Below are 18,728 nucleotides of genomic sequence, written 5' to 3' on the forward strand. Positions count from 1 at the left end.
GTTTACACAATCTAACGATAGCCAAACGGCAAGCTGTTTGGCAGCCTAAACACAACGGCGTTAGCCTTTAAATGCGACAGCAACAGGAAAAGCCACTTGTTATATAATTTAAAAAACGACCGCTGTCCGATAATGACAGCGGTCGTTATGATTATATAATTTTATTACTTGCTTTCCTGCAAAGTTATGGTAACTTTATCTGTACTGCCGTTTGAACTGCGGTAATATTCAAGCTCAATTGTATCGCCTGCTTTATGGCTTTCGAGTATATCATAGAACTCGGCGAAGTTGCTTACCTTTTTGCCGTCTGCACCTGTGATAATATCGTTTTCTTTAAGGTCTGTGTTTGCGCAAGGACCGTCCTCGTCAATGCTGTAAATCGCAATGCCCGCTGGCGTGTTTCCACTGCTCTGTACATTTTCTCCTGTAACGCCAATCTTTACTCTGCCCTGCACATAGCCGTATTTCATAATGTCATCAATAACATCTTTTACTGTGGCAGAAGGAATTGCAAAGCCCATACCCTCATAATCTGTAGCGGCTATTTTTGCGGATGAAACTCCGATTACCTGACCGTACATATTTACAAGAGCGCCGCCGGAATTGCCGGGGTTAATGGCTGCATCTGTCTGAATGAATTTTACATTTGTCGTAATACTGCTCTGTCTGTCAACTGCAGATACAATACCCTGAGTGATTGAGTTGTTATACTTAACTCCGCCGGGATTACCTATAGCTATTACACTTTCACCAAGTGAAACATCTTTGGAGTTACCGAAGTTTGCGACCTTAAGTCCGCTTGCATCGTCCATTTTCAAAAGAGCAAGGTCTGTGCGTGTATCGTAACCAACAACACCTGCTTTGTACTGCTTGCCGTCGGAAGTAACGACCTGTATAAGGTAGAGAGTTTTGCTGTTGCCAACTACATGAGCATTTGTAATAACATAACCGTCTGATGTAATTATAATTCCGCTGCCCTGCGAAGTGCACTGTGAATCATCTGTGATTTCGTCTGAATAGCAAAGAACGCCGACAATAGAATCTGTTACTTCGTTGCTTGCATATTCGGTGTTGTATTTGGAATCTTTGGCATCGCTCGGTTTAGCTTTTAAGTCAATTCCCTCATAAGAAGAATTTGTCTTGTTGCTGTAATCGGATTCATTATGCTCTTGAGCGCTTGAACTGTCATTGTTGTCACTCGGTAATGTAAATGTATAGCTGTTATTTGTATTATTTTTGTTGTCGTTTGAATTTGACGCAACATAGGCAATCATTCCGCAGATACTGCCTACACAAAGCAATGACAGCACAACTATTATTACAATTATGCCGGGTGTCATCTTTTTGCGTGGCATATTCGGCATTGGCGGTTGTGCGTATGTATTTGAATAATCAACAGGCGGCTTTTGCTGTGGCACATAAGGCTGTCCGTATGGCTGCTGATTAAAGTTTGGCTGTTGATAATTCTGCTGTCCGTACTGCGGTTGATATTGTTGATACTGTGGTGCGTACGGTTGAGAATATTGCTGCTGTGGATTAGCGTATTGTCCATACTGAGGCTGATACACAGGTCTGCCGCCAACCTGCGGATTGCCGTACGGCTGATATTGAGGCGGTTGCGGATTAAACGGCTGTTGATATTGCAGATTCGGATTATACTGCTGATTAAAGTTTGGGTTGTATTGTCCGTTGCAGCCGTTGTTTTGATAATATCCGTTTTGCTGCGGCTGTTCAAAATTCGGTGTTTGAGGAGCAAAGTCATTTTGCGGTTGCTGAGGTTGAGAAAATCCATTTTCAAACGGTTTTTCAGGCTCAAAATTTCGATACTGCGGTGTTACCGATTGTTCGTTAGTCGTTTCTGCGTTGTTTTCTGTATTTTCGGTTTCAAAAACAGGCGCAGGCTGCGGCTCGGTCGGTTTTTCGGTAAAAGGCTTTTCAGGTTCAAACTGATTATTAGAATTGAAATTATTATCCATAAAAATATCTCCTTATTAGTAATGCATAATTCGTAATTGTATAAAATAATTAAGTCAAACTTATATGTTGCAAACTTTTTAATTATGAATTACTAATTTATAGCTTTCATAAGTATTATATATCTTTATTGTTTTAAAAGCAACAAAATTATATCACGCTTATGTGAGTATATATTGAAAATTAGGTGATTTTACAAGATTTTTCCTGTAATTTTTTCAAAAAACCAAAAAACTTTTGCAAAAGACTTTATATTTGAAATGATTTATTGTATAATAAAAGTAACTCGGAGCGACTATATTTTTTGTTCCGAAAATTTACTACAAAGGAAGATTAATATGCCATTAGTAAACGCTAAAGAAATGCTTACAAAAGCAAAAGCAGGCCACTATGCAGTTGGTCAGTTCAACATCAATAACCTTGAGTGGACAAAGTCAATTCTTTTAACTGCTCAGGAGCTTAACTCACCTGTAATTCTCGGTGTATCTGAGGGCGCAGGTAAATATATGTGCGGTTACAAGACAATCGTTGGTATGGTAAACGGTATGCTCGAAGAGCTTAACATTACTGTTCCGGTTGCTCTCCACCTTGATCACGGTTCATACGAAGGCGCTAAGGCTTGCATTAAGGCAGGTTTCAGCTCAATTATGTTTGACGGTTCACACTACCCAATCGAAGAGAATATTGCTAAGACTAAGGAACTCGTAGCTGCTTGTAACATTCTCGGTCTTTCACTTGAGGCTGAAGTTGGTTCAATCGGCGGTGAGGAAGACGGCGTTATCGGTATGGGCGAGTGCGCAGATCCTAAGGAATGTAAAATGGTTGCTGACCTCGGCGTAACAATGCTCGCTGCAGGTATCGGTAACATTCACGGTAAGTATCCTGCAAACTGGAAGGGCCTTAGCTTTGAAACTCTTGATGCGATTCAGCAGCTTACAGGCGATATGCCACTCGTTCTCCACGGCGGTACAGGCATCCCTGCTGATATGATCAAGAAGGCTATTTCACTCGGTGTTTCAAAGATCAATGTAAATACAGAGTGCCAGCTTGCATTTGCCGATGCTACAAGAAAGTATGTTGAGGCAGGTAAGGACTTAGAGGGTAAGGGCTTTGACCCAAGAAAGCTCCTTGCTCCGGGTGCAGAGGCTATCAAGGCTACTGTTAAAGAGAAAATGGAACTCTTCGGTTCAGTCGGTAAGGCTTAATCGTATAGCTTAATATTTTCACAAATTTAAGGCTTCGTCTTTTGACGGAGCCTTTTTTGTGCTGCACACTTTGTTGCTCACATATTTTCAACAAAATAATGCACAAAATTTCGTTGGTGAAATTTTGAATTAATATTGACATATATTATCAACTGTTGTAACATATTAATATAATATTTTGATGAAATGCGGAATATTAAATCAAAATTACAAAGAGGTTGATAATGTGAAACATAATAAATTATTAAAAGGTATTACTGCTTCCGCACTTGCACTTACAGTGCCTATGTCAATGCTTGCTATGGGCGGATTGGCAGTGTCGGCAGCAAGCACCGATGAAAATGTAAGCGAAGGCACAAAGATTTACTTTGATGTTAACTCAACAGGATGGGAAAACTATAAGAGGATTTATTGCCATATCTGGAGAGCTGACGGTACGGGAGAATGGACAACATGGCAGTCAAAAAGTGAAAAATGTGTTAATGAAGGAAACGGTTTGTACTCCTATAATGTTGTAAGAACAGGTAATTCCGACGAAATTGAGCAGTCGGGCGACCGCAATTACTATTGCGTAATTTTCAGCGCAGACACAGGTATGGAGACATATCGCACAATTATGAACGGTAATTGCCTTGGTGATACCTGCTATGTTACAGGTAATTTATTGGAAAATCCTAATGACAGTTCTAAAACATGTACGGAGGCGGCATGGAAGAATCATCCCGAGTGCGGTCCGGAAAAAGCAATTACTTCAACAAGCAGGGTAATAGGTTCTACTTTGCCTGACGGTGTGACTGATGCCGATCTTTTGACAGATTATTTATTAAATTATGTGAGCTATGACGGAATAGCCGATACCCAAAAAACAGACAAAACAGGCAATCTTGCAAGATTGCTTAATGTTAAGAAAAATGACCTTATCGACAGCGTTAAAGTAAAAATTAATAAACAAAAAGCTGATTATCTTAACGATGATGAAGCAGAAAAAATGCTGAATACTATTCTTGATGTTATTAATACCGCTTACAAAGATATTTCCGATTCGGACGAGTATGATATAAATCTTGACGGTAAGTTTGATGTACAGGATGTTACATATTTGCAGTTAGGCATTTCGGGAAAAGATCAGTTTACAGATACGCAGAAAGAAATTGCCGATTATAACAACGACGGCAAAATTGATGTTCAGGATGTAACGAAAGCGCAGATTATTATTTCAGAAGTAACTGTACCGGTTAAACCGAATCCCACGCCCGATCCTGATCCCGAACCCGATCCTGAGCCTGAGCCAGAGCCTGAACCTGAACCTACAACAAGCTATAACAGAGAATTTGCTGACAGGGTTATTGAACTTGTAAATATTGAGCGTGCCAAAGAGGGACTGAAACCGCTGAAAAAAGATGATACACTTAACGGTCTTTCTGATATTCGTGCAAAAGAAACAGTTACTTTATTTGATCATAAACGACCTAACGGTACAAAATGGTCAACAATTCTTAAGGAAAACAATGTATCTTACACTAATGCGGCTGAGAATATTGCATCAGGATATTCAACACCGGAGGATGTTGTGAATGCATGGATGAATTCGGAAGGTCACAGAGCAAGTATTATGAGCAAAACTTATGAAAAAATCGGTGTTTCTTGCTATATCGATAATAATTCTAAATATAAATATTATTGGGATCAGTTGTTTATAAAGGACTAAAAAGCAATATGACGAATATAAAAGCAATACTGTATGATATGTACGGTATTGCTTTTTATTTATGCTACACATAACCAATACTTTATCTATTGAAAATTTAACCAAAATGATGTATAATATAATATTAGTACGAAAGAATGTAGTACGCATTATTAATTAAAAAGGAAGTAATTTTATGGCTAAGAAAGAATTTAAATCAGAGTCAAAAAGACTTCTCGACCTGATGATTAATTCAATTTATACTCATAAGGAGATTTTCCTTAGAGAGCTTATTTCAAATGCAAGCGATGCTATTGATAAGCTTTGCTTTATTGCACTTACAGACGATAAGCTTAATATGAGCAGAGATGATTTTAAGATTTTTATAAAGCCCGACAAGGAAAACCGTACACTTACAATTACCGATAACGGTATCGGTATGGATAAAGACGACCTTGAAAACAACCTTGGCACAATCGCATCTTCGGGTTCATACAAGTTTAAGCAGGAAATGAGCGAAAAGCAGGACGATATTGACATTATCGGTCAGTTCGGCGTCGGCTTTTACTCCGCTTTTATGGTAGCAAAGAAAATTACCGTTGTTACTAAGAAATACGGCTGTGACACAGCTTACAAGTGGGAATCTGACGGCGCAGACGGTTACGAAATCACCGAAACAGAGAGGGACGAAATCGGTACAACAATTGTACTTAAAATTAAGGACAATACTGAGGAAGAAAACTATGATGAGTTCCTTGAGCAGTACAGAATCCAGGGACTTATCAAGAAGTATTCCGACTATATCCGCTATCCGATTATGATGGATATGACTCACAGCAGAGTTAAGGAAGAAACCAAGGACAGCGAAAAACCGGAGTATGAGGATTATACAGAAACCGAAACTCTTAACAGTATGCTCCCAATCTGGCAAAGAGCAAAGAAAGATGTTAAGCAGGAAGAGTACGATAATTTTTATCGTGAAAAGTTTATGGCTATGGACAAGCCTTTGCATACAATCGTAACTTCCGTAGAGGGTGTTGTTACGTACAAGGCATTGCTTTTCATTCCGTCACAGGCACCTTACGATTACTATACAAAGGAATACAAAAAGGGACTTCAGCTTTATTCAAGCGGTGTTCTTATTATGGAAAACTGCGAGGAGCTTTTACCTGAACATTTCAGATTTGTAAAGGGTATTGTTGACAGCGCAGACCTTTCTCTTAACATTTCAAGAGAGATGCTCCAGCATGACCGTCACCTTATCACTATTGCACAGAACATTGAGAAGAAGATTAAGAACGAGCTTACTTCAATGCTTGCAAATGACAGAGAAAATTATGAAAAGTTCTTCAATGCCTTTGGCAGACAGCTTAAGTATGGAGTATCTGCCGACTACGGTATGCATAAAGAAGAATTACAAGACTTACTTATGTATTACTCTTCTACAGAGAAAAAACTTGTAACTCTTTCGGAATATGTTGACAGAATGAAAGAGGATCAGAAGTTTATTTACTTTGCAGTCGGCGAGAACATTTCTTCAATTGACAATCTCCCGCAGACAGAACTTTTGCGTTCTAAGGGTTACGAAATCCTCTATTGCACAGAAGAAATTGATGAGTTCTCACTCCAAACTCTTATGCAGTACAAGGACAAGCGTTTCTGTTCGGCTACAAACGATGACCTCGGTATTGAGAATGATGAAAACAAAGAGGAAGAAAAGGACAGCAGTGCAATCCTTACTTTTGTAAAAGAAACACTCGGCGACAAGGTAAGCGAAGTTGTTGCGTCTAAAAAGTTGGTTTCTCACCCTGTTTGCCTTACCGCAAAGGGCGGCATTTCATTTGAAATGGAAAAATACTTCAATGCGGTTCAGCCTGACAGCGGTATGAAAGCACAGAGAGTGCTTGAGCTTAATATGAATCACTCGGCTGTAAAGGCAATGGAAAGCGCAGTGCAGACGGATATTGAAAAAGCAAAGAAGTACGCAGAGCTTCTCTATGATCAGGCTCTCCTCATTGCAGGACTTCCAATTGAAAATCCCGGCGAATATGCAGATCTCGTTTGCAGTCTTATGGTGTAATTAAATAATTATCTTAAAGCGGTTGCATTAGTTGCATCCGCTTTTTTGTTGCAATTTTTGTGTGTGCGTGTTATTATAAAAACGGGTGATTTAATGAAAAAATCCGGAGTGTTTACATTCTTTTATAGGCTGTTGCTCACGCTTATGCTTATGGTCGGTATTAACGGCATTTTTCTTGCAGAGATGCTTGACAGGTGGTATTTGCCGCTTATCAGTGTTTTTGTGTTTGTTGCCGCAAATGTTTTTCCGTCCGGTGCAAAAGGCGGCTATCCGTCTTTTAAATTCAGAATGATTGCACACGGCAGTGAATTGCTCTTGCAATTTTTAATAACAACTCTGCTTTCAAGTGTGATTTATATTCAGTCGGCTTTTCAAATGTTACCTGACAATTGGGTAAAATGGGCGCTGTGCCTTGGAGGTGCTCTGCTTGCGGAGTTTATTTTGTTTTGGAACGGTATCATTTCCGTTTATTGCACATCGGTTCAACTTGGCATAAAGCATAGGTTTATCGGAATAATTTGCGGTTTTATTCCGATTGTAAATTTATTTTGTCTTGGCGTTATTATAAAAATAACTATGCAAGAGGTTAATTTTGAGATTGATAAAGCCGAACAAGACAGAAAAAGAATCAATGAGAAAATTTGCAAAACAAAATACCCTGTGTTACTTGTGCACGGTGTGTTTTTTCGTGACAGCGCATATTTCAATTATTGGGGCAGAGTGCCGGCAGAGCTTATTGCAAACGGCGCAGAAATTTACTACGGTAATCACGAATCGGCCGCATCTGTAGATGACAGCGCCAAAGAGATTGCCGAGAGAATTAAACAAATCGTTGCGGAAACAGGTTGTGAAAAGCTGAACATTATTGCTCATTCAAAGGGCGGGCTTGATTGCAGAAAGGCGATTGCCTGTTACGGCGTTGAAGATATGACAGCATCGCTCACCACAATAAACACTCCGCATCGTGGCTGCGGTTTTGCCGACTATCTTTTAACAAAAGTTTCGCCTAATGTTAAAAACAAAATTGCTTTTGCATACAATAACGCACTTTTAAAGTTTGGCGACAAAAATCCCGACTTCATCTCTGCCGTAACCGACCTTACGCAGGCAAATTGTACGAAACTTAACGCTGATGTATTTGACTCACCAAAGGTTTATTATCAGAGCTTTGGCTCAAAGCTGAACAGAGCGTTGGGCGGAAAATTTCCGCTTAACTTTTCATACAATCTTGTAAAATATTTTGACGGTGAGAATGACGGCTTGGTTTCAGAAAACTCCTTTGCCTGGGGCGAAAAATATACATACATTACTACAAAAGGTAAAAGAGGTATTTCTCACGGAGATATGATTGACCTTAACCGTGAAAATATTAAGGACTTTGACATAAGAGAATTTTATGTGCAGATACTTGCAGACTTGAAAAAATCAGGTTATTGATAAGGAGGATAAAGATAAATGAAAAGAAAAGACTATATTTCATGGGACGAATACTTTATGGGTGTGGCTATTCTTGCCTCAAAGCGCAGTAAAGACCCGAACACTCAAGTAGGTGCGTGTATTGTAGACAATAACAATATCATTCTTTCAACAGGTTACAACGGTTTTCCTTTCGGCTGTTCCGATGACGATTATCCGTGGTGCAGAGATGGTGAAGACACAAAGTACAGCTATGTGGTACACGCCGAGCTTAATGCTATACTTAATGCAAGAGGCAAAAATCTTAAGGGCGCAAGGCTGTACGTTGACCTTTTCCCTTGCAACGAATGTGCAAAAGCCATTATTCAGTCGGGTATAGCAGAGGTTGTTTATCTTTATGATAAATATGCCGACAGCGCCGCAACTGTTGCATCTAAAAGAATGTTGCAGTCGGCAGGGGTAGCGTGCCGTAAATTTACTTCCGACAAAAAGAGCCTTTCAATTGATTTTGAAAAGTAATATTGAGAAAAATATATAGCCTTTGACTTGTTTTCGGTCAAAGGCTATAAGATTATTTGAGATAGCATTAATAAATTATGGTTTAGCAAATTGATTTTCCAAGCAATTATAAATGTTTGGTCGACCTTTTCAAAGGCTGTGGGCAAAGCCCACAAATACTTTCCGCTTACGCAATGATGTGACCTTTTTGTGTTAAAGTTGACAAATAAAAAAATTTATATTTTTGATGATTGTATATGTAACTGAATTGCACAATTTTGTATTGACAGTAAATTTCATATTTGCTATTATTTTTATTGTATATTAAGAAGTATATAAAATATTTTGTCATAATGACAAGGAGAGAAAATAAATGAAAAAATTTTTAGCATCAATTATTGCTGTGGTTTTAGCTGTAAGCGGGTTATCTGTGATTTCAATTACAGCAAATGCGGCAACTATTTTTATAAGCGGCAACTATGAATATACTGTAAATTCAGATGATACCGTAAATATTGCGGGATATAAGGGTATAGCAACCGATATTACAATTCCGTCACAAATTTTAAATAAAAATGTTGTAAAAATTTCTGATAATTCTTTTTACAACAATAGCACATTAACTTCTGTTAAAATACCAAATACAATAAAAGTTGTCGGTTCAATGGCATTTCACAATTGTACAAAACTTTCAAAAGTTACATTACCAAGCAATCTTACGGAAATTGGCTATAATGCATTTGAAGGAACAACAGCACTTACAACAATTACAATTCCAAAAACAGTTACAACAGCCGGTAATAATGTATTTAACGGTTCGGCACTTAAAACAGCCGCTATAGAAAACGGCGCAACAGCAGTAGCAGACAATCTTTTCAGTAACGCTAAAAATTTAACTAAAGTAACAATTCCGAATACAGTAAAGAAAGTAGGCTCAATGTCATTCTACGGTTGTAAAAGTCTATCGTCGGTAACATTGCCAAATACTCTTACCGAAATCGGCTATAGCGCATTTAACGGAACAACAGCGCTCACAACAATTACAATTCCAAAAACGGTTACAACAGCCGGTAATAATGTATTTAACGGTTCGGCACTTAAAACAGCCACTATAGAAAATGGTGCAACAGCAGTAGCAGACAATCTTTTCAGTAACGCTAAAAATTTAACTAAAGTAACAATTCCGAATACAGTAAAGAAAGTAGGCTCAATGTCATTTTATCATTGTGAAAAACTTTCGTCGGTAACATTGCCAAATACTCTTACCGAAATCGGCTATAGCGCATTTAACGGAACAACAGCGCTCACAACAATTACAATACCGAAGACTGTAACCAAAGCAGGCATTGATGTGTTTGAAAATTCGGGACTAAAAACAGCCACTATAGAAAACGGCGCAACAGCAGTAGCAGACAATCTTTTCAGTAACGCTAAAAATTTAACTAAAGTAACAATTCCGAATACAGTAAAGAAAGTAGGCTCAATGTCATTTTATGGTTGTACAAAACTTTCATCGGTAACATTGCCAAATACTCTTACCGAAATCGGCTATAGCGCATTTAACGGAACAACAGCGCTCACAACAATTACAATACCGAAGACTGTAACCAAAGCAGGCATTGATGTGTTTGAAGATTCGGGACTAAAAACAGCCACTATAGAAAACGGTGCAACAGCAGTAGCAGACAATCTTTTCAGTAACGCTAAAAATTTAACTAAAGTAACTATACCAAATACAGTTAAAAAAATAGGTTCAATGTCCTTTTATGACTGTACAAAACTTTCATCGGTAACTTTGCCGAATACTCTTACATCAATCGAAACATCTGCATTTAAAAATTGCCAAGCTATGAAATCTATTACTATTCCAAAGAGTGTTACATATTTTGGTACAACCGCAGTGGGCTATAGTGATGGCAGAGTTATTGACGGATTTATAATTTACGGCTATAAAAATACAGAGGCGCAGACATACGCAACCAAAAATAAAATTACATTCAAAGCTTTGCAGGAGGAAACTGTACCTGTAGGTGATATAAATAATGACGGCAAAATAGATGTATCGGATGTTACATACTTACAGATGTATCTTTCGGGCAATTCATCATATGTAATTAAAAATACAAAGGCGGCAGACGCAAACGGCGACGGTAAAATTGATGTTGCCGATGTTACAAAGATTCAGACTATTATTGCTTCGTAATTAAAATTTAATATTAAAAGTACATTAAAGCTGTTCGGGCAAGAGTTACCGAACAGCTTTTTGCTTTTATAAATGATAAAATACGGGAATAAAAAGACAGTAATCGGGATAGAATATTTTTGAATAATCTTGACTGATTTACGACTGAATTTGAATGACTTAAAAATGCAAAAGCAAAATCACTTGTTAAAACGCACAAAATTATATGCGATTTTTGATATAAACTAACTGAATTTCAGTTTTAATGATTTTTTTTGAAAGAATTTGCTTGACTTTAACAAAACAGGTGTTATAATGTAGTCAAGAGGTGAGGGAAATGCTTACTCAGGAAAGATACCAAACAATACTTCAAATATTAAGCGAGAAAAACACAGTCACGGTACAGGAGCTTACAAAGCTTTTGAATACATCGGAGTCAACCATAAGGCGTGACCTCACAACACTTGACGAGATGGGCAAGCTTAATAAAGTATTCGGAGGAGCAACCTCAATTCACCAGCTTTCGGGCGTATATGAGGCTGATGTGAAATCAAGAGAAGGTATAATGCTTGACGAAAAGAAAGCAATCGCAATCTATTGTGCAAAACTTATTAACGATACGGATTTTGTATATATAGACGCAGGCACAACCACTGATATTCTCACAGATTACATTACAAACAAAAACGCAACCTATGTTACAAACGGTATTACCCACGCAAAAAATCTTATAAGAAAGGGACTTACAACATACACAATCGGCGGCAGAATCAAACCTGCTACCGAGGCTATTATGGGCGCGGAAGGTTTAAGGTCGCTGAAAACCTTTAACTTTACAAAATCCTTTATGGGTACTAACGGAATTGAATTAAATGCAGGCTTTACCACTCCTGATATGGAAGAGGGCTTGATCAAAGAGGAAGTTATAAAAAGAAGTTATATGTCTTTTGTTCTTGCCGACAATACCAAATTCAGAAAGGTATTTCCGATTACCTTTGCAGAGCTTAAAGACTGCTGTATTATAACCGACAAACTCCCGTATAATGAGTTTTCGGAAAAAACAATAATCAAGGAGGTTATGAAGTGATTTACACAGTTACACTAAACCCGTCAATTGATTACATCGTTCGTCTTGATGAGCTTAAGACAGGCATTACAAACAGAACAACAAGCGAGGAATATTACATCGGCGGCAAGGGAATAAATGTTTCGTGCGTACTTGCCGAACTCGGTATCAAGAGCACAGCGCTTGGTTTTGTTGCAGGATTTACCGGAGAGGCTATTGAAAAAGGTCTTAAAAATCCTAAAATCACAGCAGATTTTATCACACTTAAAAGCGGAATTTCAAGAATAAACATTAAAATCAAGGCAGGCGAAGAAACCGAAATCAACTGTCAAGGACCACACATAGATGAGGAAGAACTTTTGAATCTGTTTGATAAAATCGACAATATTCAGAGCGGCGATACACTTATCATTGCAGGAAATATTCCAAATACATTGCCTGACGATGTTTATGAAAGAATCATCGAAAAACTTGACGGAAAAGATGTAAGAATTGTAGTTGACGCAACTAAAAAGTTGCTTGTTAATTCACTAAAATACAAACCGTTTTTAATCAAACCGAACCGTCAGGAGCTTTCAGAAATTTTTGACACAACAGTAAAGACAGAAAGCGATGTTGTCAAATATGCGCAGGAATTGCAGAAAATGGGTGCAAAAAATGTTCTCGTTTCTCTGGGCGGCGACGGTGCATTACTTGTTGACGAATTCGGAAAGGTTCATAAAGAGGGCGTTATTAAAGGTCACAAGGTACTGAATACAGTAGGCTCGGGTGACTCGATGGTAGCAGGCTTTGTAGCCGGCTGCATTGACAAAAACGATTACGCCTATGCGTTAAAGCTCGGCAGTGCCTGCGGAAATGCAACAGCCTTTTTAAACGGACTTGCCACAAAAGATAAAATTGATGAATTGCTCGCTCAATTCTGAGTGGGTAGAAATAAATAAACTAAAAAGGAGAAGAATTTATGCGTATTACTGATTTATTAAAACAAAGTGCCATAGAGCTTAATGTATCAGTGGCAAACAAACAGGCAGCAATCGACAAGCTCGTTTCATTGCACGAAAAGAGCGGAAACCTTGTAAATGCAGCCGAGTATAAGAAAGGAATCCTCGCAAGAGAGGAAATGGGAACAACAGCAGTCGGTATGGAAGTTGCCATTCCGCACGCAAAGAGCACAGCAGTTAAAGCTCCTGCACTTGCTGCAATTACAGTTCCTAACGGTGTAGATTATGAGGCTCCGGACGGACAGCCTTGCAAACTTATTTTTATGATAGCGGCTACAACAGACGGCGATGTTCACCTTGAGGTTCTCGCAAGACTTATGCAGCTTTTAATGCATGAAGATTTTACAGCGAAACTTAAAGCCGCAAAAACTCCGAAAGAATTTATCTCGATTATTGACGCAAAAGAAACAGAGAAGTTCCCCGATGAACCAAAGGCAGAAGTTCCTGCAAAGAAGGGTTACAGAGTTCTTGCTATCACAGCTTGTCCAACAGGTATTGCTCATACTTATATGGCGGCTGAATCACTCCAGAAAGCCGGCGACAGCCTTAACATTCCGATTAAGGTTGAAACAAACGGTTCGGGCGGTGCAAAGAATGTGCTTACCGAAGAAGAAATTGCAAATTGTGACGGTATCATCATTGCCGCTGACATCACAATAAATCTTGCCCGTTTTGACGGCAAGCCCGTTTTACAGTGTGCCGTTTCAGACGGTATTCATAAGCCGGAAGAGCTTATCAACAAGATTGTAAACAAAGAAGTTCCCGTATATCATCACAAAGGCGGTTCTGCAGATGCTCCAAAGAAGAGAGGCGGCACTTACGGTCACCTTATGAACGGTGTATCACATATGCTCCCGTTCGTTGTAGCAGGCGGTATCTTCATTGCAATTGCATTCCTCATTGATATTGCATGCGGTGTTAACGCACAGGAGGCTGGCAGTACATTCGGTACGGTAACTCCTGCAGCCGCATGGTTTAAGACACTCGGCGGTGTGGCATTTAACCTTATGGTTCCTATTCTTTCCGGCTTTATCGCAATGTCAATTGCAGACCGTCCCGGCCTTCTCGTTGGTCTTGTAGGCGGTTTCCTTGCAACATCAGGCGCAACCTTTGCAGATCCGGGTGCTGTTAACACAGTTCCGTCAGGCTTCCTCGGTGGATTGCTTGCAGGTTTCGCAGGCGGTTACTTAATGCTTGCTATTGAAAAAATGTGCGATAAGATGCCTAAGGCTCTTGAGGGTATCAAGCCCGTTCTCATCTATCCGCTTCTCGGACTCGGCGGTATTCTTGTTGTAATGTGCGCAGTCAACCCGTTCATGGGTATGATTAACTCAGGTATGTCAGACGGCCTTAACGCTATTGCCTCTAACCCTGCAATGATGGTTCCGCTCTGTGCGCTCCTCGCAGGTATGATGTCTATCGACATGGGCGGTCCTTTCAACAAGGCAGCTTATGCATTCGCAACACTTAACCTTGCAAACGCAGACGATCAGGCATACATCATTATGGCAGCAGTTATGATCGGCGGTATGGTTCCTCCAATCGCAATCGCTCTTTCAAACACATTCTTCAAGAATCGTTGGACAGACGAAGAAAGAAAGAATGCTCCCGTAAACTATGTAATGGGACTTTCATTCATCTCAGAAGGTGCAATTCCTTACGCAGCAGGTCATCCGCTTCAGGTTATCCCTTCATGTATCGTTGGTTCTGCAGTAGCAGGCGCACTTTCAGCTCTCTTTGGCTGTAAGCTTATGGCTCCTCACGGCGGTATCTTCGTATTCGCAACAATGCAGGGTACATGGTATTTCTACCTCCTTGCTCTTGCAATCGGTGCGGTAATCGGTATGTTTATGCTTGCACTTCTTATAAAACCTCTTAACAAAGAGACTAAAAAAGTTAAATAAATTTCACAAAAAATCTTCCATTCTTTCTTAAAATATGATAAAATAAACTTAATTCAGACAGGGAGCAACCCTCCCTGTCTGACACAAAACTATTATAAAGGGGTTTTCTATTATGGTATCAAAAAAACTTACATTAAATAATGCATCAGGTTTTCATATGCGTCCCGCATCAGTATTTGCAACAGCAATGGCAAAGTTCCAGAGTGATGTTACAATTGATTTCAACTCAAGCAAAATCAATGCAAAAAGTCTTTTAAATATTATTGCAGCTTGTATTAAGTGCGGCAGCGAGTTTGTAGTAGAATGTAACGGTCCTGACGAAGAAGAGGCTCTTGCAAAGGCAGTAGAGCTTATTGAAGGCGGACTTGGTGAATAAAAACGGGAGCGTGTCTTTTGGCACGCTTTCTTTCTAAAATTTGAAAGCAGGTGAGGTTATGTTACACGGAACACCCGCTTCCGAGGGTATCGGACTCGGAAGAGTAATGATTGTAGAAGAAGCAAAACTTGAATATAATAATGTAACTGTTACGGATACCGAGGCAGAGGTTGAGCGTTTCAGAAATGCGGTCAAAATATTTTGCGACAATACTGCGGCACAGGCAGATGCACTGAAAGCGTCGGCAGGTAAAAAAGAGGCAGAAATTCTTGAGGGTCACATTCAGATGATGAAAGACCCGTATATGTGCGGCGAAATCGAAAAGTTGATTGATAACGGTCAGTGCGCCGAGGCTGCACTTGAGTATATGTGCGATATGTTCATCTCTATGTTTTCTGCCACAGATGACGAACTTACACAGCAGAGAGCGGCAGATGTAAAAGACTTAAAAACAAGTATGCTAAGCATTTTGCTCGGCGTAAAAGAAGTAAAACTTTCGGCAGCGCCAAAGGGCACGGTAGTTGTCGCAAAAGAACTTACTCCGTCCATGACAGCAGGCATCAATAAAGAAAATATTGTCGGAATTATTACCGAAACAGGCGGCAAAACATCTCATTCGGCTATCCTTGCAAGAGCGCTTGAAATTCCGGCTGTACTCAGCGTAAACGGTGCTGTTTCAAAACTTTCGGCCGGTACTTATGTAATCGTTGACGGCAGTGAGGGCGTAGTAATTGATGAGCCGGATGACGCTGTTATTCAGGAGTACAATACAAAGAGAATTAATTTTCTTAAAGAGCGCAAAGAACTTGAAAATTTCAGAGGCAAGGCAACTAAAGCTTTAAGCGGTGAGGAATACGAGCTTTTCTGCAATATCGGCAAGCCGGAGGACGCAATAAAGGCAGTTGATGCAGACGGCGAGGGCGTTGGCTTGTTCAGAACTGAATTTTTATTTATGGACAGAACCGCTTTGCCTACAGAGGACGAGCAGTTTGACGCTTACAAAAAGGCGGCACTTACATTAAAGGGAAAGCCTGTAATTATCAGAACTCTTGACATCGGCGGCGACAAGGAAATTCCTTATCTCGGACTTAAAAAAGAGGAAAATCCTTTCTTGGGCTTCAGAGCAATCAGATATTGCTTAAAGCATAAAGATTTGTTCAAAACACAGCTCCGTGCAATTGTAAGAGCAAGCGCTTTTGGCGATGTAAGAATTATGTTCCCGCTTATTACAGCCGTTGAAGAACTTAGAGAGGGCAAGGCTCTTGTTGAAGAGGTTAAGGCTGAACTTAGGGAACAGGGAGTAGAATTTAACGAAAATATCCCTGTAGGCATTATGACAGAAACCTCGGCGGCAGTTATGATTGCTGATATTCTTGCAAAAGAATCCGACTTTTTCAGCATTGGTACAAATGACCTTACGGGTTATACAATGGCTTGCGACAGAGGAAATGACGATGTTGCATATCTGTATTCTCCGTTACAGCCAAGTGTATTAAGGGGCATTAAGTATATTATTGATTGCGCAAACAAGAATAATATTTCTGTGGGTATGTGCGGCGAGGCAGCGGCTAACCCGATGATGGTGCCGTTACTTATGTCATTCGGACTTACCGAGTTCAGTGTATCCGCACCGTCGGTATTAAAGGTAAGAAAAACAATTTCTGCATGGTCAAAGGCAGAGGCAGACAAGGTTGCCGAAAAGGTACTTGCAATGACTACCGAAAAAGAGATAAGCGACTATCTTAAAACTCTTTTATAATTAATCAGATAACAAGTTTCATAATCAAACTCTAAATAATAGTTTGCGAAGGGCAGTGTTCGTTTGAGCACTGCCCAAAGCCTTTTCTGAGGTTCTTTATCAAAATTGGTTTAATTTATGGCTTAGCGGTGTACATCTGCAAAACCGTGATTAAACAATATTCCTTTTTCCGACAAGATATGTTATAATATCTGCGGATAGGTGATTTATGTGAATAATGATTATTTAGTTAAGAAAAAGCCGATGTATGCGCTTTTTGTGTTTGCTCTGCCTATTATTATAGGTAATATTTTTCAGCAGACATACACTATGGCGGACTCGGCTATTGTAGGCAGATTTGTAAGTGAAAAGGCTTTGGCGGCGGTAGGTGCGTCATATTCGCTTACAAATATTTTTATTTGTGTGGCAATCGGCGGCGGAATAGGTGCGTCGGTAATAGTCAGTAGGTATTTTGGCGCCAAGGAATATAAAAAGACAAAAACGGCAGTGTACACTGCGCTGATTGCTTTTACCGCACTTAGTGTTTTGCTTGGAATTATCGGTCTTGTGTTCAGCCGTCTTATTCTTATTGCGCTCAATACTCCGTCTGATGTACTTGATCTGGCGGTCGATTATCTGAACATTTACTTTGCTGGTTTGCCGTTTTTATTTATGTATAATGTGCTTTCCGCAATGTTCAATGCACTCGGAAAATCTAAAATACCGCTTTATTTTTTGATTTTTTCATCGGTGTTCAATGTTGCGCTCGACCTTTTGCTCGTAAAAAATTTCAGAATGGGTGTAACGGGCGTTGCCTGGGCAACACTTATTGCACAAGGAATTTCGGTTGTATTATCATTCATAGTGCTTGTGTGGGAGTTTAAAAAGCTCAACATAGGTCGTGCAAAATTTTTTGAAAAGAGTGAGCTTTTGCCTATGGCAAAAATTGCTTTTCCGTCAATTATTCAGCAGTCAACGGTATCAATCGGAATGATGCTTGTGCAGTCGGTGGTAAACGGCTTCGGTTCGGAGGCTCTCGCAGGATATTCTGCCGCAATAAGAGTGGAATCGCTTTGCATAGTTCCCTTTAACAGTATAAACAATGCTGTGTCTTCGTACACTGCGCAAAATTTGGGTGCAAAGAATGAAAAGCGTGTTGTAGAGGGTTACCATGCCGCAAACATTCTTGTGGTAGCATTTTCTCTTTTACTTATTCTGCTTATAGAACCTTTTAACAGTTTGATTGTATCAATGTTTCTCGGTGATGACGGCACAATAACCGCAATGAATACGGGCTGCGGATACCTTAGTTTTATGGGGTGGTTCTTCTGTTTTATCGGCTTTAAAATGGCAGTTGACGGACTTTTGCGAGGTGCTGGAGATATGAAAATGTTTACAGTCGCAAATTTTGTGAATCTGTTTATCCGAGTATTTGTTGCAATGGCATTTGCACCGATTTTCGGCTTGCAAATGGTATGGATTGCAGTGCCGATCGGTTGGTTTTCAAATTGGGTTATATCCTTTTTGGAGTACAGAACAGGCAAGTGGAAACGCATATATAAAGGATAGCTATATAAGTAATAAAAATATTATATAAAATA

General features: G+C 39.6%; 13 protein-coding genes. 12 read left to right on the forward strand and 1 reads right to left on the reverse strand.

Features of this window, described 5'->3' with window-relative positions; translation table 11 throughout:
• Positions 1–164: 164 nt before the first annotated feature.
• Positions 165–1,976, reverse strand: a complete 1,812-nt coding sequence (locus AAAY30_RS08370; RefSeq protein WP_301965235.1) for a S1C family serine protease — start codon at positions 1,974–1,976, stop codon at positions 165–167.
• A gap of 336 nt (positions 1,977–2,312) precedes the next feature.
• Here AAAY30_RS08370 and fba point away from each other — a divergent pair, with 336 nt between their 5' ends.
• From fba to AAAY30_RS08430, 12 genes are all read left to right on the forward strand, one after another.
• On the forward strand, positions 2,313–3,179 hold the full coding sequence (gene fba / locus AAAY30_RS08375) for a class II fructose-1,6-bisphosphate aldolase (RefSeq protein WP_176781637.1): 867 nt from the start codon (positions 2,313–2,315) through the stop codon (positions 3,177–3,179).
• 226 nt (positions 3,180–3,405) lie between these two features.
• Positions 3,406–4,887, forward strand: coding sequence for a CAP domain-containing protein (locus AAAY30_RS08380; RefSeq protein ID WP_499215762.1), 1,482 nt, complete (start codon positions 3,406–3,408; stop codon positions 4,885–4,887).
• A gap of 175 nt (positions 4,888–5,062) precedes the next feature.
• Positions 5,063–6,946: a molecular chaperone HtpG gene (gene htpG, locus AAAY30_RS08385; RefSeq protein WP_295026136.1), complete on the forward strand. Its 1,884-nt coding sequence runs from the start codon at positions 5,063–5,065 to the stop codon at positions 6,944–6,946.
• Between the two features lie 93 nt (positions 6,947–7,039).
• The gene (locus tag AAAY30_RS08390; RefSeq protein WP_499215763.1) at positions 7,040–8,383 is read left to right on the forward strand and encodes an esterase/lipase family protein; all 1,344 of its coding nucleotides are present in this window, start codon (positions 7,040–7,042) and stop codon (positions 8,381–8,383) included.
• Between the two features lie 18 nt (positions 8,384–8,401).
• A complete protein-coding gene (locus tag AAAY30_RS08395; protein WP_186935491.1) occupies positions 8,402–8,881 on the forward strand; it encodes a deoxycytidylate deaminase in 480 nt (159 codons plus the stop codon).
• 352 nt (positions 8,882–9,233) lie between these two features.
• Positions 9,234–11,063, forward strand: coding sequence for a leucine-rich repeat protein (locus AAAY30_RS08400; RefSeq protein ID WP_499215764.1), 1,830 nt, complete (start codon positions 9,234–9,236; stop codon positions 11,061–11,063).
• 316 nt (positions 11,064–11,379) lie between these two features.
• Positions 11,380–12,129 (forward strand): DeoR/GlpR family DNA-binding transcription regulator, encoded by a 750-nt coding sequence (locus AAAY30_RS08405; protein ID WP_022235581.1) that lies wholly within the window; start codon positions 11,380–11,382, stop codon positions 12,127–12,129.
• Complete coding sequence (gene pfkB, locus AAAY30_RS08410) at positions 12,126–13,031, forward strand: 1-phosphofructokinase (RefSeq protein ID WP_022235582.1); 906 nt, start codon at positions 12,126–12,128, stop codon at positions 13,029–13,031. The genes AAAY30_RS08405 and pfkB overlap by 4 nt, the downstream gene beginning before the upstream one ends.
• A gap of 38 nt (positions 13,032–13,069) precedes the next feature.
• Positions 13,070–15,013, forward strand: a complete 1,944-nt coding sequence (locus AAAY30_RS08415) for a PTS fructose transporter subunit IIABC (RefSeq protein WP_499215765.1) — start codon at positions 13,070–13,072, stop codon at positions 15,011–15,013.
• A gap of 112 nt (positions 15,014–15,125) precedes the next feature.
• Complete coding sequence (locus tag AAAY30_RS08420; RefSeq protein ID WP_022235584.1) at positions 15,126–15,389, forward strand: HPr family phosphocarrier protein; 264 nt, start codon at positions 15,126–15,128, stop codon at positions 15,387–15,389.
• Positions 15,390–15,447: 58 nt separating this feature from the next.
• Positions 15,448–17,148, forward strand: a complete 1,701-nt coding sequence (gene ptsP, locus AAAY30_RS08425; protein WP_302196541.1) for a phosphoenolpyruvate--protein phosphotransferase — start codon at positions 15,448–15,450, stop codon at positions 17,146–17,148.
• A 210-nt stretch (positions 17,149–17,358) separates the two neighbouring features.
• Entirely contained in the window at positions 17,359–18,696 is a 1,338-nt protein-coding gene (locus AAAY30_RS08430) for an MATE family efflux transporter (protein ID WP_337781535.1), read from the forward strand.
• The last annotated feature ends 32 nt before the right edge of the window (positions 18,697–18,728 follow it).

The organism is Ruminococcoides bili (genome assembly GCF_040093295.1).
In the GTDB taxonomy this organism is placed as follows: Bacteria; Bacillota; Clostridia; order Oscillospirales; family Acutalibacteraceae; genus Ruminococcoides; species Ruminococcoides intestinale_A.

Coding starts and splice junctions, on each gene's coding strand:
- AAAY30_RS08400 (WP_499215764.1), top strand. CDS start 9,234: ATGAAAAAATTTTTAGCATCAATTATTGCTGTGGTTTTAGCTGTAAGC.
- fba (WP_176781637.1), top strand. CDS start 2,313: ATGCCATTAGTAAACGCTAAAGAAATGCTTACAAAAGCAAAAGCAGGC.
- ptsP (WP_302196541.1), top strand. CDS start 15,448: ATGTTACACGGAACACCCGCTTCCGAGGGTATCGGACTCGGAAGAGTA.
- AAAY30_RS08395 (WP_186935491.1), top strand. CDS start 8,402: ATGAAAAGAAAAGACTATATTTCATGGGACGAATACTTTATGGGTGTG.
- AAAY30_RS08420 (WP_022235584.1), top strand. CDS start 15,126: ATGGTATCAAAAAAACTTACATTAAATAATGCATCAGGTTTTCATATG.
- AAAY30_RS08405 (WP_022235581.1), top strand. CDS start 11,380: ATGCTTACTCAGGAAAGATACCAAACAATACTTCAAATATTAAGCGAG.
- AAAY30_RS08415 (WP_499215765.1), top strand. CDS start 13,070: ATGCGTATTACTGATTTATTAAAACAAAGTGCCATAGAGCTTAATGTA.
- AAAY30_RS08370 (WP_301965235.1), bottom strand. CDS start 1,976: ATGGATAATAATTTCAATTCTAATAATCAGTTTGAACCTGAAAAGCCT.
- htpG (WP_295026136.1), top strand. CDS start 5,063: ATGGCTAAGAAAGAATTTAAATCAGAGTCAAAAAGACTTCTCGACCTG.
- AAAY30_RS08390 (WP_499215763.1), top strand. CDS start 7,040: ATGAAAAAATCCGGAGTGTTTACATTCTTTTATAGGCTGTTGCTCACG.